At 67.2% G+C, this 20,335-nt stretch carries 23 protein-coding genes; 14 read left to right on the forward strand and 9 right to left on the reverse strand.

Annotated elements, in window-relative coordinates:
* Positions 1-2: 2 nt before the first annotated feature.
* Positions 3-1,688: an NTF2-like N-terminal transpeptidase domain-containing protein gene (locus D5S18_RS11435; RefSeq protein WP_239003673.1), complete on the reverse strand. Its 1,686-nt coding sequence runs from the start codon at positions 1,686-1,688 to the stop codon at positions 3-5.
* 372 nt (positions 1,689-2,060) lie between these two features.
* Here D5S18_RS11435 and abmR point away from each other — a divergent pair, with 372 nt between their 5' ends.
* Together abmR and aroQ are read left to right on the forward strand one after the other, a co-directional pair.
* Positions 2,061-2,660: an ATP-binding transcription factor AbmR gene (gene abmR, locus D5S18_RS11440; RefSeq protein WP_120039753.1), complete on the forward strand. Its 600-nt coding sequence runs from the start codon at positions 2,061-2,063 to the stop codon at positions 2,658-2,660.
* A 26-nt stretch (positions 2,661-2,686) separates the two neighbouring features.
* A complete protein-coding gene (aroQ, locus tag D5S18_RS11445) occupies positions 2,687-3,127 on the forward strand; it encodes a type II 3-dehydroquinate dehydratase (RefSeq protein WP_120039754.1) in 441 nt (146 codons plus the stop codon).
* 1 nt (position 3,128) lies between these two features.
* Here the strand turns inward: aroQ and D5S18_RS11450 are convergent, their stop codons facing one another.
* Positions 3,129-3,590 (reverse strand): nitroreductase/quinone reductase family protein, encoded by a 462-nt coding sequence (locus D5S18_RS11450; protein WP_120039755.1) that lies wholly within the window; start codon positions 3,588-3,590, stop codon positions 3,129-3,131.
* Positions 3,591-3,766: 176 nt separating this feature from the next.
* On the opposite strand from D5S18_RS11450, the gene D5S18_RS11455 reads away from it, so the two are divergent.
* The 3 genes from D5S18_RS11455 to D5S18_RS11465 are packed head-to-tail and all read left to right on the forward strand — an operon-like array spanning position 3,767 to position 5,773.
* Positions 3,767-4,693 carry an ABC transporter ATP-binding protein gene (locus D5S18_RS11455; protein WP_120039756.1) on the forward strand — a complete coding sequence of 309 codons (927 nt, stop codon included), beginning with the start codon at positions 3,767-3,769 and terminating at the stop codon, positions 4,691-4,693.
* Positions 4,690-5,541 carry an ABC transporter permease gene (locus D5S18_RS11460; RefSeq protein WP_120039757.1) on the forward strand — a complete coding sequence of 284 codons (852 nt, stop codon included), beginning with the start codon at positions 4,690-4,692 and terminating at the stop codon, positions 5,539-5,541. Before D5S18_RS11455 ends, D5S18_RS11460 begins: the two co-directional genes overlap by 4 nt.
* The gene (locus D5S18_RS11465; protein ID WP_239003674.1) at positions 5,531-5,773 is read left to right on the forward strand and encodes a helix-turn-helix transcriptional regulator; all 243 of its coding nucleotides are present in this window, start codon (positions 5,531-5,533) and stop codon (positions 5,771-5,773) included. The genes D5S18_RS11460 and D5S18_RS11465 overlap by 11 nt, the downstream gene beginning before the upstream one ends.
* 26 nt (positions 5,774-5,799) lie before the next feature.
* On the opposite strand, the gene D5S18_RS11470 is transcribed toward D5S18_RS11465, so the two are convergent.
* On the reverse strand, positions 5,800-6,744 hold the full coding sequence (locus D5S18_RS11470) for an NAD(P)-dependent oxidoreductase (protein WP_345789758.1): 945 nt from the start codon (positions 6,742-6,744) through the stop codon (positions 5,800-5,802).
* An 88-nt stretch (positions 6,745-6,832) separates the two neighbouring features.
* On the opposite strand from D5S18_RS11470, the gene D5S18_RS11475 reads away from it, so the two are divergent.
* Positions 6,833-7,183: a winged helix-turn-helix transcriptional regulator gene (locus tag D5S18_RS11475; RefSeq protein ID WP_120039759.1), complete on the forward strand. Its 351-nt coding sequence runs from the start codon at positions 6,833-6,835 to the stop codon at positions 7,181-7,183.
* Between the two features lie 78 nt (positions 7,184-7,261).
* Here the strand turns inward: D5S18_RS11475 and D5S18_RS11480 are convergent, their stop codons facing one another.
* Both D5S18_RS11480 and D5S18_RS11485 read right to left on the reverse strand, forming a co-directional pair.
* Positions 7,262-8,377 (reverse strand): glycerate kinase, encoded by a 1,116-nt coding sequence (locus D5S18_RS11480; protein ID WP_203236683.1) that lies wholly within the window; start codon positions 8,375-8,377, stop codon positions 7,262-7,264.
* 77 nt (positions 8,378-8,454) lie between these two features.
* Positions 8,455-10,026: an alpha/beta hydrolase gene (locus D5S18_RS11485; RefSeq protein ID WP_120040630.1), complete on the reverse strand. Its 1,572-nt coding sequence runs from the start codon at positions 10,024-10,026 to the stop codon at positions 8,455-8,457.
* Positions 10,027-10,179: 153 nt separating this feature from the next.
* On the opposite strand from D5S18_RS11485, the gene D5S18_RS11490 reads away from it, so the two are divergent.
* A complete protein-coding gene (locus D5S18_RS11490) occupies positions 10,180-10,485 on the forward strand; it encodes a GNAT family N-acetyltransferase (protein WP_120039760.1) in 306 nt (101 codons plus the stop codon).
* A 24-nt stretch (positions 10,486-10,509) separates the two neighbouring features.
* Here D5S18_RS11490 and D5S18_RS11495 read toward each other — a convergent pair whose 3' ends face one another.
* Entirely contained in the window at positions 10,510-11,271 is a 762-nt protein-coding gene (locus D5S18_RS11495; RefSeq protein ID WP_120039761.1) for a lysophospholipid acyltransferase family protein, read from the reverse strand.
* Positions 11,272-11,358: 87 nt separating this feature from the next.
* Between D5S18_RS11495 and D5S18_RS11500 the strand changes: the two genes are divergently transcribed.
* From D5S18_RS11500 to D5S18_RS11510, 3 genes are read left to right on the forward strand one after another with little or no spacing between them, the layout of a single operon-like run.
* Complete coding sequence (locus tag D5S18_RS11500) at positions 11,359-12,003, forward strand: YqgE/AlgH family protein (RefSeq protein WP_120039762.1); 645 nt, start codon at positions 11,359-11,361, stop codon at positions 12,001-12,003.
* A 51-nt stretch (positions 12,004-12,054) separates the two neighbouring features.
* Positions 12,055-12,567, forward strand: coding sequence for a sigma-70 family RNA polymerase sigma factor (locus D5S18_RS11505; protein WP_120039763.1), 513 nt, complete (start codon positions 12,055-12,057; stop codon positions 12,565-12,567).
* Entirely contained in the window at positions 12,564-13,277 is a 714-nt protein-coding gene (locus D5S18_RS11510; protein ID WP_120039764.1) for an anti-sigma factor family protein, read from the forward strand. Before D5S18_RS11505 ends, D5S18_RS11510 begins: the two co-directional genes overlap by 4 nt.
* Before the next feature lie 51 nt (positions 13,278-13,328).
* Here D5S18_RS11510 and D5S18_RS11515 read toward each other — a convergent pair whose 3' ends face one another.
* The 3 genes from D5S18_RS11515 to D5S18_RS11525 form a co-directional block, all read right to left on the reverse strand.
* Positions 13,329-14,099: an ABC transporter permease gene (locus D5S18_RS11515; RefSeq protein ID WP_120039765.1), complete on the reverse strand. Its 771-nt coding sequence runs from the start codon at positions 14,097-14,099 to the stop codon at positions 13,329-13,331.
* Complete coding sequence (locus tag D5S18_RS11520) at positions 14,096-15,085, reverse strand: ATP-binding cassette domain-containing protein (protein ID WP_120040632.1); 990 nt, start codon at positions 15,083-15,085, stop codon at positions 14,096-14,098. Before D5S18_RS11520 ends, D5S18_RS11515 begins: the two co-directional genes overlap by 4 nt.
* 130 nt (positions 15,086-15,215) lie before the next feature.
* On the reverse strand, positions 15,216-15,749 hold the full coding sequence (locus D5S18_RS11525; RefSeq protein WP_120039766.1) for an EXLDI protein: 534 nt from the start codon (positions 15,747-15,749) through the stop codon (positions 15,216-15,218).
* A 180-nt stretch (positions 15,750-15,929) separates the two neighbouring features.
* Between D5S18_RS11525 and D5S18_RS11530 the strand changes: the two genes are divergently transcribed.
* Genes D5S18_RS11530 through D5S18_RS11545 form a run of 4 tightly spaced genes read left to right on the forward strand, consistent with a single transcriptional unit; the run spans position 15,930 to position 20,334 of the window.
* Positions 15,930-17,600: a thiamine pyrophosphate-binding protein gene (locus D5S18_RS11530; protein ID WP_120040634.1), complete on the forward strand. Its 1,671-nt coding sequence runs from the start codon at positions 15,930-15,932 to the stop codon at positions 17,598-17,600.
* 21 nt (positions 17,601-17,621) lie between these two features.
* Positions 17,622-18,284 (forward strand): SRPBCC family protein, encoded by a 663-nt coding sequence (locus tag D5S18_RS11535; RefSeq protein WP_120039767.1) that lies wholly within the window; start codon positions 17,622-17,624, stop codon positions 18,282-18,284.
* Positions 18,281-19,300, forward strand: a complete 1,020-nt coding sequence (locus tag D5S18_RS11540) for a 3-oxoacyl-ACP synthase III family protein (protein WP_120039768.1) — start codon at positions 18,281-18,283, stop codon at positions 19,298-19,300. Before D5S18_RS11535 ends, D5S18_RS11540 begins: the two co-directional genes overlap by 4 nt.
* A complete protein-coding gene (locus D5S18_RS11545; protein WP_120039769.1) occupies positions 19,297-20,334 on the forward strand; it encodes an aminotransferase class I/II-fold pyridoxal phosphate-dependent enzyme in 1,038 nt (345 codons plus the stop codon). Before D5S18_RS11540 ends, D5S18_RS11545 begins: the two co-directional genes overlap by 4 nt.
* The last annotated feature ends 1 nt before the right edge of the window (position 20,335 follow it).

Consider the following 20,335-nt stretch of genomic DNA (forward strand, 5'->3'; position numbering starts at 1 on the left):
ATTCACTTGTCGCGGTCGGGGGTGGCCAGTGACTGCAATAGTCGCGCGGCCATGCGCGAGGTGGCGTTCTCGGCGTCGATATCGTTGATGTGAATGGCGAAGGCCAGGTCGCCGAGGGTGGCCACGAGCCAGCCGTCCGGACCCGCGGTGGCGATATATCCCGTGACGTCGCGATAGGTGCGCACCGTGGTGAACTCGGGCCGATCGGTCGATTCGCGGTACATGGCGCGCAGCCGATCCTGCACCTGCGGGGACAGCGGACCGAGTTGCGCCTCGGTGGCGCCGGGGCGGCCCACCTCGATCATCGGCGCGACGACGCCGCCGCGCGCGGCCGACGCCGCCGCGATGGCCATCCCGTAGGGGCTGGCCAGCACCGCGTCGCTGCCGCCGCCCTGCCGCACCTGTTCGGCGCTGCGCCCCGCGACGGTGATCCGCCCGGTGACCTCGTCGAGGCCGGGCACCTTGAAGTCGACGCCGATGCCGAGGGCGGTGGCCGCCTCGGCCGCATCCTGAACCGAAATATCCTGCGGCGCTTTGCCTTTGTTCACCGCGGCGATATTGCGGAACAGTTCGAGCATGCCGCCGACGGGGTAGAGCCCGGTGAAGGCGACCGATCCGTGCTCGCTGGCCTGACTGTTCTGCGCGACCGCGACGATCGCGCCGGTGGAGGGCTGGATGGCCACGATCGAGGCGGGGGTGCCGACGCTGACCACCGCGTCCTCGGCGGCGCGCTGGAGTTTCTGATCCAGGGTGGCGGCGATATCCGGGCCGGGTGGCCCCTGGTAGCCGGCGGGCTGGCCGACATAGCGACCGTCCTGTTCGAAGAGTTGCACGCCCCAGCCGGAGTGCTGGGTCTGACTGTCCTCCTGGACCTTGCGCAGCGCGTCCAGCATCGGTGACCAGACTCGCCGGTCGGCGGCGATGAGCCTGGGCTGTTTCTCCAGGACCGCACCGGGCACCGCGGCGAGTTTCGGCTCCAGGATCGCGAAATCCCCTTCGCGCAGGTTCACCGCGACGATCGGTTTGCCCTGCGAGGTGGCCAACTGTTCGAGCAGCGCCGGTCCGGTGATGAGCGGGGCGACCGGTTCGATGGCTTTGGCCAACGCGTCGGTGGACAGCACCGGATCGGTGACCCGCGCCGGATCGAGTTTGACCACATTGATGACCTGTTCGGTCATCAATGGCTGGCCGGTGTAGTCGATGACCTTGGGTGCGGGCGTCGGCATGGTGCGCACCAGGCGCACGGTGCGATTGTGGTCGAGTTGCGGCATGACGACGGCGGGATCCCAGGAGATGCGCCAGCCGATGGCGAGCTTGCGAACATTGCCCTTGAGCGAGTAGTTCCAGTTGCGCTTGTCCCCGAAGTTCCACGCGACATCCATGCTGAAGATGGCGGATTCCCGGTCCAGCGAGATGAATTGGGTCTTCTTGTAGTCGACCTTGCCGGGTTGCAGGCCCGCGAACATTTGCTTCAGCGTTGCCGACGCGGCGCTCGGATAGGACGTGAGTTGGGCCGCGTCGGCGTAGTTCTGGTCATCGAGCAGGCCGGTGAACCGTTCGACGACGGCCTCGGCCTCACTCGTTCTGTTCTGCAGTCCACACGATCCCATCGCAAACGTGAGCACCGCCGCACCCATGAGTGCCAACGCGCCCCGGACGCGGAAGCGGCGGGATCCCCACACATCCATGTCGCCCACTCTTCACTCTTGTCACTCCAGTAACAAGACCACCGTACCTGAATCGGACCTACTCGCGGCCTGGTCGGCCGACGAGGACCTTACCCGTGCTCAGCATGTCAATTCTGCCCGATAAGGCGCGCTTTCCCGCCGAACGCGGCCGACCATAGCGTTGCCCATACCTCGGACCGACAAACCGCCCAGCTACGCTACCGGCCGCGCCCCCCGGTTCTCGCACGAGGGGGCTCGATCGGCGTTTTCCGATGCGACCAGGGGTGATTCCGCGATTTTCCGCGTTCGCGCGCAGCAGAATTCCACCGTGATATTTCGACGTAATCTTGTAATCACTGAAATAAACGCAGCACAGTAAGTAGGTGATCACCCATGAGGCATCCCCATCGCGGTCGCGGTTTCGGACGCACCGGCGGTTGGCAACAGGCCGACCTCCCCGAGACCACCGATGCCGCCGACTGGTTCGCCGGAAGATTGCCGGAGAACTGGTTCACGGGCAGGCCCGAACTCGAGATCGATCGCGACGAGATCGTGGTCATCGGTGAGCTCGCCTTCGACAATCCGGAAACGACAGCGGGCACGGAAGCGACCGATACCGACACCTCGGAACTCCCGACGGCGACAAAAGAGGGTCTGATCGCCCGATTCCGGGAAACCACCCGCCCGGCGCGCATGCGGATCGCCGACGAGGCCCAGCACCGCTACGGGCGCAGCGTCGCCTGGGGCGTCAGCGTCGACGGCAAGCGAATCATGTTCACGCATTTGGCCGTGCCGGTCATGACCCGGCTGCGCCAGCCCGAACGCAAGGTGCTCGATACCCTGGTCGACGCCGGTGTGGCCCGCTCCCGCGCCGACGCGCTGGCCTGGACGGTCCGACTCGCGGGCGAACACGCCGAGGACTGGCTGGCCGAACTGCGCGATGCCATGCGCAAGGTCGACGATCTGCGTTCGGAAGGTCCGCGCGGGCTGTAATAGCGGACCGGGATAGGGTCGCATCCATGGCGGAAACCGGCCCGATCCTGGTCCTCAACGGTCCGAACCTCAATATGCTCGGCATTCGGCAGCCCGAGGTGTACGGGGCGGCCACACTCGAGGACGTGGTGGAACTGTGCCGCGAGACGGCGGCGCGCTTCGATCGGGAGATCGTGGCCTTCCAGTCGAATTCCGAAGGGGCGCTGATCGATCGGATCCATCGGGCGCGGGGCGCGGAATCGGCCATCGTCATCAATCCCGGCGGACTCACCCACACCTCCGTGGCACTGCGGGACGCGCTGGTCATCCCGGAACTCCCCATCGTCGAGGTGCACATCAGCAATGTGCACGCGCGCGAGGAGTTCCGCCACCACTCCTTCCTCTCCGCGATCGCCACCGCCGTGATCGCGGGCATGGGTATTCAGGGCTACGCGGCCGCCATCGAATTCCTGGCCCGCGCTGTGTGATTCACCCAATACGGAAGACGGGGAAGCCCGGCGCGATGGCGGCCAGTTCCGCATCCGAGGCGTCCTTGGTGACGCCATCGAAGAAACGGCCGACCTCCCAGCCCCACTTGCGCAGGTAGTGCCGCAGCACCGGAATCTTGTCGGCATCGGCGACCTCGACGGCGGTGAAGGTCTCGACGCGGCGACCGAGCCGCAGTTCACCGGCGCCCGCCACCCGCAGGTTGCGCACCCACTGGGTGCGGCCGCGCGGGGCCACGAGGTAGCGGGCGCCGTCGTCGTCGATCAGCAGGTTGACCATGGTGGTGCGCCATTCGCCGCTCTTGCGTCCGCGTACGGCGAGCAGCCGCGAACCCATGACGCTGATTCCGAGCTTGGGCAGCCAGTTGGCCAGGCGGTTCATGATCGGGTCGAGCCCCGAAGGGCCGATGTAGCGAGTGGCCGCGGTCTGTGTCGTGGTGGTCATTGATCTTCTCCCTTGTGAGCGCTGCTCTCTGTTGTGAACAACTCTCGCACAACGTCACCCCTCCGTCAAGAGCACTGCTCTCATTTTCCGAATCCCCACTCGGTCGATCGCATTGTGGCGATGAAATGTAGTAGATATGCTACGAAGAATCTGAAACCCACAACGGAGGGACGAGTATGACCGTGGGTGAAGACGTCGCGATAGACGTCGAGCGGCTGCGCATGCGATACGGCGCGCGAGATGTCTTGCAGGACGTCACCTTCCAGGCCCGCAGCGGGGAGGTGGTGGCACTGCTCGGACCGAACGGCGCGGGCAAGACCACCACCATCGAGATCCTGGAAGGTTTCCGCAAACCATCGGCGGGCCGAGTCGAGATCCTCGGCACCGATCCGACGCGCGGCGGCGAGGATTGGCGGGCGCGCATCGGAATCGTGCTGCAATCCTGGCGCGATCACGGCAGATGGACCGTGCGCCGACTATTGGCCCACCTCGGCGCCTACTACCGGCCCTACAGTGCCAACGGCGTTCAACGCCCCTGGAACACCGACGAATTGATCGAAGCCGTCGGACTCACCGAACAGGCCGGGCAGCGGATCATGACACTGTCCGGCGGACAGCGACGCAGACTCGATGTGGCCATCGGCATCGTCGGCAAGCCCGAGCTGCTGTTTCTCGACGAACCCACCGCGAGCTTCGATCCGCAAGCCCGGCGCGAATTCCACGACCTGGTGCACCGGCTCGCCGACGACCACCGCACCACCATCCTGCTCACCACCCACGACCTGGACGAGGCCGAGAAACTGGCCGACCGCATCCTGGTGCTCGCGGGCGGCCGGATCATCGCCGACGGCTCGGCCGACGAACTGTCCCGGCGCATCGCGGGGGAAGCCGAGGTGCGCTGGACCCGAGACAGACAGCGCTACGTGCACAGCACCGCCGAAGCCACCGAATTCGTCCACGAACTGTTCAAGCAATACGGCGCGGCGATCGGGGAACTCGAGGTGCGCCGCGCCTCACTGGAAGACACCTATATGACGCTGGTCCGGGACTTCGAATCCGGTCACACGACCGAGGTGCGCACACTCGAGGAGGTCGGGCGATGAATCCGCGCATATCTGCGATCCGGCTCGGAATCGCCAGGGGCGGAATCGAATTGCGCCAGGCACTGATCAACTCCGAAGACCTGTTCTCCCTGCTGTTCCTGCCCATGGGCACGGTGGTGGCCATGTTCTTCATGCGCGGACACACCTTCGGCGGGACCGGCATCGGCCTGGGCACACTGGCACTGCCCAGCATCCTGGGCATGCTGGTCGGCTTCAACGCCACCATGCTCATGGCGCAGGTCCTGGTCCTCGACCGCGAGGACGGAACCATGTTGCGCGCCAAGGCGACTCCCAACGGCATCCTGGGCTACCTCGTCGGCAAGGTGGTCACGGTATCGGGCTCGGTGCTGGTCCCGTTCGTCGTGGTGCTCATCGCGGGCCTGATCATGATCGGCGGTACGGATCTGCGCGGTCCGGGATCCTGGCTGCTCCTGATCGGGACGGTTCTGCTCGGATTGCTGGCGACGCTACCCATCGGGGCCGTCGTCGGATCGGTGCTGTCGAGCCCGCGCAGCCTCGGACTCCTCGGCCTGCCGATCATGGCCCTCGGCGCCGTCTCGGGCATCTTCTACCCGATCACCGCGCTGCCCACCTGGTTGCAGGTGATCGGCCAGATCTTCCCCATCTACTGGATGGGGCTCGGCACCCGCGCGGCCATGCTGCCCGACGCGGCCGCGGCCGTGGAGATCGGCGCGTCCTGGCGGCACTGGGAGACCGGAGCGGTGCTCGGCGTGTGGGCCGTCCTCGGCCTGAGTCTGGCGCCGATCCTGTTGCGCCGCATGGCCCGCAGGGAGTCCGGCGGCAGGCTCGCCGCGCGCCGTGATAGGGCTATGCAGCGTGCCTACTGAGGTCATCTACAACCGGATCGCCATGCTGCGCGCCGAACGCGGCATCTCGCGGCGGGAACTGGCCGAGGCGCTCGGCGTGCACTACCAGACCATCGGCTATCTGGAGCGCGGCGAGTACAGCCCGAGCCTGCACCTGGCGCTGCGCCTCGCGGCGCACTTCGAGGTGGCGGTGGAGGTCATCTTCTCCACCGCCCCCTTCCCCCGGTTGGGTTCGAACGTCGAATCCGCCTGAGTCAGGCGGTATCCGATCTGCCTGACTCAGGCGGGCCCCCCGGAGATCACCTCATACACGGGCACCGCGCGGCCCTCCTGCTCGCTCGCCGCGATGGCGCGCCGCCAAAGCCCTTGCGAGGCATGGGAGAGCGTGGCATCGACGCCGACCTCCTCGCTGGCCTCGATAATGTGCTGTGCACCCGCGTCCATCATGCGCAGACCCGCCTCCGTTCCCCAACCGCCGACCTTGGCCGCCGCCGCGAATTCCTCGATGAAGTGCGGATATGCCTGAGTGGCGCGCTGCACGTACGGGAGGAACTGGTCGATCTGATGTCCGGAACGCTCGATCACGGCGAAAGCCTGATCCAAAGCCAGCATCCACGGATGGAAGACGATCAGACCCGCCTGGTAAAAGATCTGCGCCAGACCGTCGTCCGCACCCAGGTACTCCTGCGGACTCAGTGGACTCAGCAGGATGGAGACGGCGTCGAACACCTCGCGCGGACCGCTGTAGAAGATGTAGGAGGCCGGATGCGTCAGGTTGTCGCCCGCCGACATGACGCCGCCGGAAATGAACCGTGCCCCATGCGATCGCACCCACTGCGCACCTTCGCGGGCCCGCACAGGCGAATCGGAGGACAGATTGGCGATCACCTTGCCCGCCAAATGATCTCGCGCCTGGCCGAGCACGTCGTACATGGCGGCGTAGTGGGTCAGGCTGATCACGATCAGTGCATTGGCGTCCAACGCCTCGGCGACGGTCGCCGCCCTGCGCGCGCCCAATTCGACCATGGCGTCGACCTTTTCGGGGCTGCGGTTCCATACCGTCACCTCGGTGCCCGCCGCGAGGAAGGCTCGGACCATGGCCTGCCCCATCGGGCCGAGGCCGAGCACGGTTACGGAATGTGCGGTGTTCGCGGTGTTCGCCGACATGTGCTGCATTTCCCTTCGGGTCTGATTTCGGATGCTGCGCGCCGAATCCATGGTCATCACCGCAGGTAGAGTCGGGAAGACCGCACATTCGGGTGCGGTTGCTTACCTCGAGGTTCGAAATATGGTCACAGGGAGTGCGCGCGCGATGAACGGTGATGCGGATCACGCGGAGGTCTGCGGCATGTCACTGGCGATCGATGTCGTCGGCGGCAAATGGAAGATGCACCTGATGTGGGTGCTTGGTGACGGTCCGCAGCGCTTCGGCCGGATCCGCGCCCTGCTCGACGGTGTCAGCGAGAAGGTGCTCACCGAGAACCTGCGGCAACTCGAAGCCAGCGGTGTCGTGCACCGGGAGATCTACCCGGAAATCCCGCCCAGGGTCGAATACTCGCTCACCCCGCTCGGCGAGCAGTTGCGGATGGCCCTGCATCCGCTCGAGGAGTGGGCCGACCGCAATCGCGCCCAACTCACCGGGCAGATGGTCGAGTCGGCATAGTGAAGTGATGCCAAGAGGAGCAAGCACGCACCGGAGACACTAAAGGGATCGCGGACGGCGGGACGAATCGTGCTGCGTTCAAAGATGATCGGCGGCCAGTTTCGCACCGATGCGCTCGAGTAGCTCGGCGGCATGCGTCATGGACAGCGTCGAATCCGGTTGCAGGTCGGTAAGGGTGTAGCAAGCGGCGAAACCGGCCGCTTCGATCTCGGGTCCGGTGAGCAAGGTTCGGCCCGCGACCGCCAGTACGGGAATCCCTGCGGTGCGGGCCATTCGGGCGACGCCGATCGGGGCCTTGCCGTGCAGGCTCTGGGGATCGAGCGAGCCCTCGCCGGTGACGACCAGGGTGGCATCGGCGAGCAGGGTTGGGAAATCCAGGAGTTCGAGGATCAGCTCGATGCCGGAGCGGACTTCGGCGTGCAGGAGGGCGAGTGCGCCGTAGCCGGTGCCGCCCGCCGCGCCCGCGCCGGGGGTTCCGGCGTAGCCCGCACCGGCCAGGCGCGACCAATTGGCCAGTGCCGCTTCCAGAAGCGTCATATCTTCGGCTGTCGCGCCCTTCTGTGCGGCATACACCGCGACCGCGCCCTGCGGACCGAGCAGCGGGTTGTCGACATCGCAGGCGAGGGTGAAGCGCGCCCCTGCGATGCCGGGATGCATTGCGGCGCATTCCAATCGGGCGGCATCCAGCAATGCCGCTCCGCCCATTGACAATTCGCGGCCCTGCGCGTCGAACAGGCGCGCCCCCAATGCGCGCAGCATGCCCGCGCCGCCATCGGTGGAGGCGCTACCGCCGAGACCGAGCACGATATTCGTGCGACCGTCCTCCAGCGCGTGGCCGATGACCACCCCGAGGCCCTCGGTGCCCGCACCCAGCGGATCGAACTGTCCGCCGGGCAGTTTCGCCAATCCGACCACCGCCGCCAACTCGATGACGGCCGTATCGCCCCGCACCGCGTACGAAGCGGACGCGTCCACACCCGTCGGCCCCGGCGCGGTCAACGAGATCCGCTGCCAACCGGCCGCCACGAACGCGTCCACCGTCCCGTCACCGCCATCGGCGACGGGGACCTCGCGAATCTCCGCCCCCGGCGCCACACCGGCAATCCCTGCCGCCAATGCCGCGGCCACCCCCGGCGCATCCAGCGATCCCTTGAACTTGTCCGGTGCGAGCACCACTCGAGGCACAGCCGTCATCACGCCGACCATTGTGGAACGCGATCGCACCTACCGCAGCGCAACCACTCCGCGAACCGCCGCACACCCCCGCGTGGTCAGCGCAGCGGCGCCTGCTCGGCGCTGACGACCGCTACGGTCCCGGTCCGCAGGTACTCGACCACCGCGTCGTCGACCACCGTGTTGTGGCGACCGAACGCGCCGTGGTCGCCGCCCTCGACGGTGATCAGGGTGCCACCGAGCGCACGGGCCATCGCCGGACCGCCCGCATAGGCGGTGAGCGCATCGTGTTTGCTTTGCAGCAGAAGCGGTTTGGTTCGCAGACCGGCACCCGTGAGGGGGACTGGAGTGGCCACCGCGGGCCACCCGCCGCACGCCAGACCGGAGCGCACCAGGTCGGCTCGCGCATCCATGGCATTGCCACCGGAAACGATGGTGCCGACCGCGGCGCCGACCAGTTCGAGACGGCCGTGCACGGTGTTCTCATTGCAGGTGATGGCGGAGAAGACGAAGCGTCCGGTGGGGTCGGAGCCTGCCGCGCCCGCGATGGCCTGCAGCCGACCCACATTCGTCGGATCGGCGACCAGATCGGCCATCGCTCCCGCCAGGATGGGCCAGAAGGTGCGGGAGTAGGAGGCGACCGAGGTCGCACCGAGCAGCGGAACCTGCGCCGACGCACCGCCGGAGATCAGGGCGCGCAGCAGGTTCTGCACCTTGCCTGCCTGTTCCATACCGCTGTTGAAGCCGTCGCGGGCGATCTGGGCGAGTGGTTCGGGCAATGTGCCGGGCAGGTCGGCTACGGAGGCGGGCGGCGGGGTCAGGTTGGCGTACCAGCCGCCGCCCTGCGCGGCGACCAGACGCACCCAGGTCTGATAGACCTGCAGCGCGGTATCGCCGAGGTGATAGTCGTCGCGATGGTCGGCGATCCAGGCGAACAGGTCGTCGAGACGCGCTTTGCTCGCCATCTGCTGCTGGGCGAATTCCTCGGTCCAGACCCAGTCGGGATTCACGTTGGAGTCCAGCACCATTCGCTCGACCCGCTGCGGGAACAGCGAGGCGTAGACCGCGCCGAGGTAGGTGCCGTAGGAGGTGCCCAGGTAGCCGATGCGGTCCAAGCCGAGGGCGGCGCGGACGGCGTCCAGGTCGCGCGCGGTGTTCTCGGTGGTGATGGTGTCGAGGTAGCCGGGTTGGTCGGCATCGCAGGACTTCTTCATGCTCTCGCGACTGCCGCCGCCGAGCGAGACCCGTTCCCCGCTCGACCCTTCGGCGGTGGCGCCGCAGCGCAGCGGTGTGGCCCAGCGCAATCCGCGCGGCTGCACCGCGTACCTGTCGTAGTGCGTCAGTTCGCTGGGCATGACATCGACGCGCCGCGCCCAGAAGTCGAGCGCGTCCGCGCCGGGGCCGCCGGGATTGGTGAACAGCGCGCCGCGCCGCCCGCCGATGGCGGCGATCCGGCTGACCGTCACCTCGATGCGCGGTCCGTCGGGATCGGTGTAGTCCATCGGCACGCCCACTGTCGCGCACTCCGCTCCCCTGTCGGCCTGGACCGCGCCTTCCGGGCACGCGCCGAATACCGGCTGCGGCGCCGCGGCGGCCGTTGCGGGGATGAGCGCACCCAACCCGACGGCCAGTGCGGTGAGCACTCGCGAAAAGGACCGGGTCCTAGGCATTTCCGCACCTCCGAGCAGTGGTGGGCGCGGTGGCGCATCCGGGCCGCCCCACAGCATTCTGCGCATCGCGCGCCCGGTAGACAAGTCCGACAGCCGATTTCGAGATGGCGTCGGATGACCCGGATGTCGGCGCGCGGTAGTAGCGTCGCTGCCATGCCGACCGAGATCCGGGACAATATCGCGCTGGAACGCTTCGAGATCCACGTCGACGGCACGTTGGTCGGCTATACCGATTATCAGGACACCGCCGCCGAGCGCGCGTTCGTGCACACCGAGATCCACGGCGCGGGTACGGGTTACGGCCACGAGCTCATCGAATCGGCGTTGAACGCCACCGGGGTCGAGGGTCTGGGTGTGCTGCCCATGTGTCCGTTGGTCCAGCAGTTCGTGGAGCAGCGGCCCGAGTATCTGACGATGGTCCCGCACTGGGCCAGAGATCAACTCGGACTGTCACAATAGCGTTTTCGAAATACCGAATCCGAATCAATATGCGGCACAGGCTCCATCGAGCGCGACCTGCAGGTCGGTGCGCACCAGCCGCGCGATATCCGCGGGCCGCGCGGGCAATTCGGTGATCGGCACGCCGAAATGGAAGCTCGCCGACCTGGCCTGCTCCTTGGTCGGCTCGACACCGGGATCGGTGCGCGGACCGTAGCTCAAACCCATGCTCACCAGCACCGGCTCCGCCCCGAGTCGCCGCGCCCGGAACGCGATATGCCCGATCCCGCTGCCCACCGCCTGCACCACCGCGGGATCGACATCGTTGCAGGTGCCCTCCGGGAACACCGCGAGCCCGTCACCGTCGGCGATCCGCTCGGCGCAAATATCCATCATGCGCTGACCTGCCGCGTTGACCGCGCGGATGCCGTGATCCTTACCCCGGAAGACGGGGATGCCGCCCATCATGTCGATGCGGCGGCGGCGCACTGGTTCGGCGAAAAGCTCATCCTTGGCCAGCACCCGCACCCGCCCGATGACCCGGCGCAATTCGCTGCGCCAAGCCGCCGCCGCGACCGTGTAGGGATCGTTCTCGGAGAGGTGGTTGATGGCGATGAGCAGTGGCCGCCGCTGCGCGATGACCTCGCGCAGCGCCTCGCGCGCACCGGCCGCGTAGGAGATCCTGGGAAAATACCGCCGGGCCAGCAGCGCGTAGGCACCCCATGCCTGCAGTCGATTCTGCTGGTGCGAGCGATAGAAATCGTAGACCGCGTCAACATTTTCGAGGAGAACCTCGGGCCGTTCCATGGCCGCACTGTAACCCGATCCAATTCCGCCGCCGTCATCTCGGTCGCAAAAACGGCGCGCGGCCGCGACAACTGCGATGATGTCTGGGTGGCACGCGCAGATGACCCGGATGATCGGAAGACTCGCGGCGGGCACGGCGACCGCGGGCGGCGCGACTTCCGGCACGGCGAGCAGGTGGTACGGGCGGGCACCCTCCTGGTGTCGGCGACGGATCTGGTGGAGCCGACCTTCCGGCGCACCGTCGTCTACATCATCGAACACAATGACGCGGGCAGCCTGGGTGTGGTGCTGAACCGCCCGAGCGACACCCCGGTCCAGGATGTCCTACCGCGCTGGACCGAGGCGTCCGCGCCGCCGCGCACCCTGTATATCGGCGGTCCGGTCAAGCGCGACGCCGCGCTGTGCCTGGGCACCCTGCGGGTCGGTGTGAATATCGACAAGGTGTCGGGCCTGCGCCGGGTGGACGGCCGGGTGGTGCTGGTGGATCTCGACGCCGATCCGGAGCGGATCGGCCCGCTGATCGAGGGTCTGCGCATCTTCGCGGGCTATGCCGGATGGACCTTCGGTCAACTGGAGGGGGAGTTGGCCAATAACGACTGGATCGTGCTGTCCGCGTTGCCCTCCGATCCGATCGGCGCCGACCGCCCCGACCTGTGGGCGCATGTGTTGCGCCGCCAACCGCTGCCCCTGTCGCTGCTCGCCACCCATCCGATCGAGTTGGAACGCAACTAGGTATTGAACCTTTCCCCCGCGTGAAACCGTGGGATGAGCGGGAGGTGAGCGATGCCGGAGAGTCCGACCGACGACCTCATGCGGGTGCTCGTGGACGAGCACGCGTCGGCGCTGTGGCGCTACACGCTCGGATTGGTGCGCGATCCGGGCCGAGCCGAGGACATCGTCCAGGAGACCCTGCTGCGCGCCTGGCAGCGGCCGAGGGTGCTCGATCAGTCGGAGGGGTCGGCGCGGGCCTGGTTGTTCACGGTGGCCAGGAATCTGGCCGTCGACGAGTATCGCAGCGCCCGCCACCGGCGCGAGTTCGGCACCGACGCGCCACCGGAGCGATCGGCGCCGGATCAGGTCGACCGGGCCATGGACGGCTGGCTCATCGCGGACGCCTTGAGCAGGCTCAGCGTCGACCATCGGGAGGTGATCGTGCGGGCCTACTATCGCGGCCTGTCCACCGAGCAGATCGCGACGGAGCTGGAGATACCTTCGGGCACGGTGAAATCCCGGATGCACTACGGCATGCGGGCGTTACGGCTGGCACTACAGGAGATGGGGGTGACGAACCAATGACGGAGATCGCGACCGGTCGCGATTCGGGCGACCGCTACCTCACCTGGGATGCGCCGTATGTGCTCGGCTCCCTCACCAGGGACGAGCGCGTGGAGTACGAGGCGCATCTGTCCGGTTGCCCCGAATGTCGGGCCGGGGTGGCCGAATTGGCCGGGCTGCCCGGTCTGTTGGCGCTGGTGGATCCGGGCACGGCGCTCGCCATGATCGAGCCGACCGAGGAGCTGCCCGCCCCGGAACTGCTGCCGCGGCTCACGCTCGAGGCCGCGCGTCGCCGCAGGCGCGGCCGGTGGGTGGCGGTGGGTTCGGCCATCGCGGCCGCGGCCGCCGCGGTGGCCATCTCGGTGCCGGTGGTCGCCTCGGTCACCGCCTCGCACACCCCGACCGGCACCGAACAGGTCTTCGCCGAGCGAGCCATGCAGGCGGTCGAGTCCTCGCCGGTCTCCGCGAGTGTGAAACTGATTCCGTATCGGGGAAAGACGCGCGTGGTGATGACCTGCGACTACGGCCCGAGCGATGAGCAGTACAGCTGGAAGTTGACGCTGCTGGTGCATCGGGCGGACGGTCAGCAGGAGGTATTGGGCGAGTGGCCCGCCGGTCCCGGCACCGAATTGACCATCGACCGAGTGGTCGACACCGCGCCGAGCGGCATCGCCTCGGTCGAGATCAAGCGCGTCGACACCGGCCGGGTTCTGCTCACCGCGACGATCTGAACCCCCGCCGGGAATGGCGAGGGTTCGGATCCTGTTGTGTTCGAGCCTGATTCAGTTGCTCTGCTTGCGGAAGACCGAGGTCGACCAGGCGTAGCCCACGATCGCGATACCCGCGCACCAGGCCAGTGCGATGATGCCGCTGTTGCCGATCGGCGTGCCCATCAGCAGGCCGCGCACGGTCTCGGTGAGCGGTGTGAACGGCTGGTATTCGGCGAACTGGCGCAAACCCAGCGGCATGGTGTCGGTGGCGACCAGCCCGCTGCCGAAAAAGGGCAGCATGAGGATCGGGAAGGGCAGATTGCTGGCACTCTCCGGATTCGGCGCGACCAAGCCCATCCCCACCGCGAGCCAGGACAGCGCCAAACTGAAGAAGATGACCAGACCGAAGACCGCCAGCCAGTCGACCACATCGCCGCTGGGCCGCCAGCCGATCGCGAATCCGACCGCCATCATGAAGCCCACCCCGAGCACGGCCTGGATCATCGCGCCGATCACATGTCCGGTCAGCATGGACGACGGCGCGATGGCCATGGTCCGGAATCGGTTCACGATGCCTTTGCTGGTGTCGGTGGCGACCGAGACCGCGACCCCGGCGGTGAGGTAGGCGGGCACCAGCAGCAGCATGCCGGGCACCACGTAGTCGACATAGTTTCCGCCGGAGGACTTCTCGAGCGCGCCGCCGAAGACGAAGCGGAATACCACCAGCAGGATCGATGGCATCACGATCATCGAGAAGGCCATGGCCGGATAGCGTTTGAAGTGCAGCAGATTGCGCCGCAGCATGGTGGCGGAATCGGTCAGCACCAGGGTCGCGGCGCTCATCGGGCCATCTCCTTGTCCATGGTCGTGTTGCCGGTGAGAGTCAGGAATACATCGTCGAGATTGGGGGTGTGCACCGACAGGCCCGCCACCTCGATGCGCTCGTAGTCGAGCCGATCCAGTACGGCGCGCAGGGATTTCACCCCACCGTCGCTCGGCACCGCCAGCGTGAGATCGTCGGCGTTGACGTCGTCGTCCTCCTCGTTGAGCACGCGGGCGGTGCCGAGGGCGGCCGAGGCGGCCGCGAGCGCGGCGCGGTCGGCGAATTCGAGGCGGATATGTCCGCCGGGCACCAGTCGCTTGAGTTGGGCCGAGGTGCCCTCCGCGACCAGTCGGCCGTGGTCGAGCACCGCGATCCGGTCGGCGAGTTGGTCGGCCTCCTCGAGGTACTGGGTGGTGAGGAAGACCGTGACGCTGTAGTCGCGGACCAGGCCGCGGATGATGTCCCAGATGACCCGCCTGCTGCGCGGATCGAGTCCGGTGGTGGGTTCGTCGAGGAAGATGACGCGCGGATCGCCGACCAGCGTCATGGCCAGGTCGAGGCGGCGCACCATACCGCCGGAGTAGGTGGAGGCGAGTTTGTCGCCCGCGTCCACCAGGTCGAAGCGCTCGAGCAGGTCGGCGGCCAGCCGTCGGGTCCGGCTGCGCGGCAGGTGGTGCAGATCGCCCATCAGGTGCAGGTTCTCCCGACCGGTGAGCAGTTCGTCCACGGCGGAGAACTGTCCGGTGACCCCGATGGTCTTGCGCACCTCGCGCCGCTGGTTGATCAGGTCGTAGCCGCCGACCCTGACCTCGCCGCCGTCGCAGGAGATGAGAGTGGACAGGATCTGGACCGTGGTGGTCTTGCCCGCGCCGTTGGGGCCGAGCAGCGAGAATATCGTTCCCTCGGGGACCGTGAGATCGATGCCGTCGAGCACGGTGTGCTCGCCGTAGGATTTGCGCAGCCCGAGCGCCGAGATGGCCGGTGCGCGGTGGTGGCCGTTGGTCATGGCCGGACCCTTCCAATTCATAGTTGAGTGCGAATAAGAGCATGTTTCAGCCGCACCGCCCCCTCAGGGGTACGGCTTGTGCTTGGGTTTATTCGCTTGTGCCCGAAGGATGTTCGGTTGGATTACTTGGTCAGATATCGAGATCTTCGATATGCGGATGTTCGGCGAGATCGGCGACCCTGCGGTAGAGGCGATCCGGAATCCGGCCCTCGAGATCCGGGATGGCGTCCACGATCTCCATGGTGAAATCGCCCCACTCCTGGTCGCTGACGCCGATCAGTGTGCGACGCCAGTTCTTCCAGTCGCGCCAGTTGGTCATGCCGGTGATACCGGCGTCGGTCGGATACTCCGACCACTTGGCGAGGCGGGTGTGCAGCACGAATTTGCCCTTCCGGCTGCGGTAGACCTTGTAGGTCTCGCTACGCTCGTCATCGACGTCGTGCAACTCGCCGAGCAGCGCGCCGGAGAAACGAACCTGTCGGGCTCCGTAGTGACCAACCCTGAGGACGACCTCTTCGTAGCCCTCCTGCCTGCCCTCCTCGAGCTCGATGAAACGACGCAGCGCTGTCACCACCGCGCCCGACAGGTTGCCGCCGACCAGTTCCTGCGCACGCTGGAACAGTGGCAGATCGTCGTCGGCGACATAGATCGTCTTGTTGGGCATGAACTCACTATACGTAGATGTATACGTACACGCAAGAGGCGAGTTTCCGGCGCGATTCATCGCGTACCAAGTATTTGCCCGAAGGGTTGAACCGCACACCGATCCGGCCCGTATCTCACGGTGTACGCGGAAGTGACCGTGGGCGCCGGACGCGCCGGCGGTCGGCAACTAGGAGCGCCGATGGCGGACAGGGTCGTCGATTATCTGGTGCGCGAGATCGCGGCCCTCGGCGTGCGACACCTCTTCGGCGTCGACGGCGCGAATATCGAGGACCTCTACGACGCCGTCTTCGACAGCTCCGGCGCGCTCACCGGCATCGTCGCCAAACACGAATTCTCGGCCGCGACCATGGCCGACGGCTACGCCCGCAGCACCGGCGCCCTCGGCGTCGTGGCCGCCACCTCCGGCGGCGGAGCGATGAATCTCGTTGCCGGACTGGCCGAATCGTTCACCTCGCGGGTTCCGGTGCTGGCCCTGGTCGGCCAACCGCCGACCACGCTGGAAGGCAAAGGCGCCTTCCAGGACACCAGCGGCAGCGCGGGCGCCATCGACGCCGTCCGCCTGTTCGGCGCGATCTCGCGCTTCTGCGCCAGAATCGACGCCCCCGCCGCGCTGCCCGACGCGCTGGATCGAGCGATCGGCGCGGCCCGGCGCGGCGGACCCGCCGTCCTGCTGCTGCCCAAGGATGTCCAGCAGTCCGACGCGAGCGCACTGCCGCCGGTCCGGCCGCGCACCCACGCCGCGCGACAGGACGCGGGGGCGTTGCCGAAGGTGCGCGCGGCACTGCGGGCGGCGACGCGCACCGGCAAAGTGGTGCTCATCGCGGGCGACCAGGTGGCCCGCGACAATGCCCGCACCGAATTGGCGCGGCTGGCCCACGCATTGGACGCTTCGGTCGGTGTCGCCCCCGACGCCAAGGACGTCTACGACAATGCCGATCCCGGATTCCGGGGTGTGGCGGGCAGCATGGGTCATCCGGAATTGACCGAGGCGCTGCGCGCGGCCGAACTCTGCCTGCTGGTGGGCACCCGGATGCCCGTCACCGCGCGCACCGGACTGGATCAACTCCTCGGCGATATCGCGGTGGCCAGTATCGGTGTCGCGCCGCCGCACCTGCCGGCCCTGCACGCCTCCAGCACCGATCTGGCCGTCACCCTCGCCGACCTGGCCACCGAATTCGCCGGCGCCCGTACGCAATCCGCGCCCACCGCACCGCATCCGCCGACACCGCTCGCGGTGCCGCCCGCCGACGGTCCATGGCCGCGCTATCGGGAGATCATCGAAACCGTCGCGGCCGAACTGCCCTCGGGCACCGATATTTTCGCCGACGCGGGCAATACCGGGGCCGCCGTGGTGCATCACCTGCCGGTCTCGCGGGGCGCCCGATTCGTGGTCGCGCTGGGCATGGGCGGGATGGGATACGCCTTCGGCGCGGGCATCGGATCCGCGTTCGCCCGGCATCAGGGTCCCGACGGGGTGCGCCGCACCATCGTCATCGCGGGTGACGGTGCATTCTTCATGCACGGCATGGAGATTCACACCGCCATCGAACACTCGCTGCCCATCACCTTCCTGATCCTGAACAACAACGCGCACGCCATGTGCGTCACCCGTGAACAGCTCTACTACCGGGATCGCTACAGCTTCAACCGATTCCGACCCGCGCATCCCGGTGCGGGCGTCGCGGCCATGTTCCCGACGCTGCCCGCCCGCACTGCCCGGACCGTCGACGACCTCGCCGCCGCACTGCGACAAGACGCCGAAAGCACCGGGCCGTCCTTTATTTCCATCGATTGCGATCCGGATGAGATCCCGCCGTTCGCACCGTTCCTGGCGGCGGTCCCGTCGTGAACATCCCCCAAGGAGCACCCAGTGACCCTCAGCAACCCGCTACCCGCGCTCAGCGACATCCCCGACACCATCGCGGGCGTCCTGCGCATCGAGAACTCCGACCGGGAGGCGACCACCCCGATCATCATGGACATGCTCCGCTCGGTGTACCCGCACGAGCAGGTCTTCGGCGAATTCTGCCCGGTACAGGGCTATATCGCCGCACCACCACGCGAAGTGTGGGAATACCTGGCCGACACCCGCTCGCTGGAGGAATGGACCTATAGCCTGCGCGGCTTCACCGCGACCGAGGAACCCGGCCTGTGGTTGGCCCACGACCGTCTCGGCGACAGCACCGAGATCTACACCAGGACCGTGGCGAATGCCGAGGCGATGACCGTCGACTACCACTGCGCCTGGGACCAGGGACAACACCTGTGGATGATCTACCTGATGCGGGTGATCGACGCGCAGGCGGTGCTCGACAAGCCGGGTTCGGTTGTGCTGTGGGTGAATTGCCGCCACCCCTTCTACGACCACAACCCGTATCCGGAGACCGCGCCCGCGAAAAGGCCGGTGTGGGTGGGTGATTTCTGGGATATGTTCGCGGCAGGTCACCAACTGGAACTGGACAACCTCAAGGCCATCTGCGAATACCGCGCCGCGCACGGTCTGGCGATCAAGCCCGATTGGATGCGGCGATGACGCTCGTGCCGGTCAGCCTGGTCGATGTCGCCAGTTACCTTCCCGGCGAACCGGTGCCGACCGAATACTTCACCCGGTTCGCGCGCTCGGAGCGGATGGCCAAGAACGTCATGTTCCGCGCACCGAAGGGCCGCCACCACATCGGGCGCGAGCAGACGGCCGTCGACATGGTCGAGCGCGCCGTCCAGCCACTCGTGCGACGGCATGGGGCACAACTGCTTTCCCGTGTCGATGTACTGCTCACCCACACCCAACTGCCGGACAATCCGGTGCTCGGCGCCGGTCCGGAAATCGCGCGCCGACTCGGCATCCGACCCACCCACGTCTACGACGTGCACAATGGCGGCTGCGCGGCCTTCGTGCACCTGATGGCACTGGCGAGCATGATCCTGCGCACCACCTCCGCGCGCACCGCGCTGATCGCGGTCACCCAGAACTGCGCGGGCACCGTCTTCACCCAGACCGATATCCGCAATCTCGCCCAGGCCCCGGTGCCGGGCGACGGTTGCGGGGTCGGGCTGCTGGTCAAGGGCGAGGGGGCCCCGATTCTCGACACCGAATGCCGCACCTATCCCGAATTCGCCGGGGATATGGGCTTTTCCACGCACGGCACCCGCAAGTACTGGGAACCGGGCGAAGGACAGGTGTGCGTGAGCTTCACCGAATCCAAGATCACCAAGGTATTCGCGCGCGGCAATCGACTGGTGCCGGAGGTGGCGCTCGCCGTGTGCGAGCGGATCGGCGTGAAAGGGCGCGATATCGACACCCTCGTCACCAATCAGCCCAATCGGCTGTTCCTGCGCAACTGGCACGACGCGCTGGAACTACCCGCCGAACGTCACCCCGACACCTTCGATACCTGCGGAAACCTTTTCGCCGCTGGTATTCCGGTGACCCTGGACACGGAGAATCGGGCAGGCAGGTTGCGCAACGGGTCGGTGGTGCTGCTGGCGGCCTTCGCGCACGCGGGCGATTTCGCGGGCGCGGCCGCCGTGCGGTGGGGAGCCGCCGCATGACGCTGCGGCTGCCCGACGACACCCACCCCTCGGTGCGTCACCGCGTGCTGCGGCAGCAGGCGCGCTTCGATCTGAGCCTGAGCGAGAATCCGTTTCCGCCACTGCCTTCGGTATTGATCGCGGTCAACAAGGCACTGGCACAGGCGAATCGATATCCCGAATTCCTGCCGCGCCGGTTGCCTCGGCTCATCGCCGGACGCGTCGGTGTGGGCGAGGACCAAGTGGTGGTCGGATCGGGGGCGACCGGGGTGGCCTTTCAGATCATGCAGGCGTTGACCGCACCCGGCGCGGGCATCGTCTACGGCGCGCCGACCTTCGACGGGTATCCGATCATGGCCGAGATGGCCGGGTTGGCGGCCGTGCCGGTGCCACTGGACGCGTTCGGAGATCAGGATGTCCCGGCCATGGCTCGAGCCATCGATGGCCGCGCCGGGCTCGCCATCGTATGTCGACCGCACAATCCAACGGGAACCGTCTTGTCCGCCAACGAAATAGGTGCGTTCCTGGGTGCGGTGCCGTCGCACGTCCCGGTCGTACTGGATGAGGCGTATGCCGAGTTCCTCGCGCCCGCCGACCGGATCGATACACTACGACTGCTCGACCGATACCCGAATCTGCTTGTGCTGCGCACCTTCTCCAAGGCATACGGATTGGCGGGGCTGCGCATCGGCTACTGCTTCGGCGCCCGCGAGCCGATCGAGCGAATTCGCAGGCTGCAATTGCCGTTCGGGGTGAGCGCCGCGGCCATGGCGGCGGTCGACGCCTCCTATGCCGCCGAGACCGAACTCCGCGCGCGCATCGCCCGCATCACCGCCGAACGCGAGGCGCTGCGAGACGCGCTGTGCCTGCGTGGTTTAGCGATACCGCGCAGTCACGCCAACTTCCTCTACCTGCCGGGACCGGGTGTCGCCACCGCACTGCGGCGGGCCGGGATCACGGCCAAGGCGTATCCGGACGGCAGCGCGCGCGTCACCGTCGGCGATCCGGCCGCCGACCGGGCGGTCCTGGTCGCACTCGAATCGCTGCCTCGCTGAA

The sequence above is a fragment of the Nocardia panacis genome, assembly GCF_003598715.1.
GTDB lineage: Bacteria > Actinomycetota > Actinomycetes > Mycobacteriales > Mycobacteriaceae > Nocardia > Nocardia panacis.

Coding starts and splice junctions, on each gene's coding strand:
- D5S18_RS11435 (WP_239003673.1), bottom strand. CDS start 1,688: ATGGATGTGTGGGGATCCCGCCGCTTCCGCGTCCGGGGCGCGTTGGCA.
- abmR (WP_120039753.1), top strand. CDS start 2,061: ATGAGGCATCCCCATCGCGGTCGCGGTTTCGGACGCACCGGCGGTTGG.
- aroQ (WP_120039754.1), top strand. CDS start 2,687: ATGGCGGAAACCGGCCCGATCCTGGTCCTCAACGGTCCGAACCTCAAT.
- D5S18_RS11450 (WP_120039755.1), bottom strand. CDS start 3,590: ATGACCACCACGACACAGACCGCGGCCACTCGCTACATCGGCCCTTCG.
- D5S18_RS11455 (WP_120039756.1), top strand. CDS start 3,767: ATGACCGTGGGTGAAGACGTCGCGATAGACGTCGAGCGGCTGCGCATG.
- D5S18_RS11460 (WP_120039757.1), top strand. CDS start 4,690: ATGAATCCGCGCATATCTGCGATCCGGCTCGGAATCGCCAGGGGCGGA.
- D5S18_RS11470 (WP_345789758.1), bottom strand. CDS start 6,744: ATGACCATGGATTCGGCGCGCAGCATCCGAAATCAGACCCGAAGGGAA.
- D5S18_RS11475 (WP_120039759.1), top strand. CDS start 6,833: ATGAACGGTGATGCGGATCACGCGGAGGTCTGCGGCATGTCACTGGCG.
- D5S18_RS11480 (WP_203236683.1), bottom strand. CDS start 8,377: ATGACGGCTGTGCCTCGAGTGGTGCTCGCACCGGACAAGTTCAAGGGA.
- D5S18_RS11485 (WP_120040630.1), bottom strand. CDS start 10,026: ATGCCTAGGACCCGGTCCTTTTCGCGAGTGCTCACCGCACTGGCCGTC.
- D5S18_RS11490 (WP_120039760.1), top strand. CDS start 10,180: ATGCCGACCGAGATCCGGGACAATATCGCGCTGGAACGCTTCGAGATC.
- D5S18_RS11495 (WP_120039761.1), bottom strand. CDS start 11,271: ATGGAACGGCCCGAGGTTCTCCTCGAAAATGTTGACGCGGTCTACGAT.
- D5S18_RS11505 (WP_120039763.1), top strand. CDS start 12,055: ATGCCGGAGAGTCCGACCGACGACCTCATGCGGGTGCTCGTGGACGAG.
- D5S18_RS11510 (WP_120039764.1), top strand. CDS start 12,564: ATGACGGAGATCGCGACCGGTCGCGATTCGGGCGACCGCTACCTCACC.
- D5S18_RS11515 (WP_120039765.1), bottom strand. CDS start 14,099: ATGAGCGCCGCGACCCTGGTGCTGACCGATTCCGCCACCATGCTGCGG.
- D5S18_RS11520 (WP_120040632.1), bottom strand. CDS start 15,085: ATGACCAACGGCCACCACCGCGCACCGGCCATCTCGGCGCTCGGGCTG.
- D5S18_RS11525 (WP_120039766.1), bottom strand. CDS start 15,749: ATGCCCAACAAGACGATCTATGTCGCCGACGACGATCTGCCACTGTTC.
- D5S18_RS11530 (WP_120040634.1), top strand. CDS start 15,930: ATGGCGGACAGGGTCGTCGATTATCTGGTGCGCGAGATCGCGGCCCTC.
- D5S18_RS11540 (WP_120039768.1), top strand. CDS start 18,281: ATGACGCTCGTGCCGGTCAGCCTGGTCGATGTCGCCAGTTACCTTCCC.
- D5S18_RS11545 (WP_120039769.1), top strand. CDS start 19,297: ATGACGCTGCGGCTGCCCGACGACACCCACCCCTCGGTGCGTCACCGC.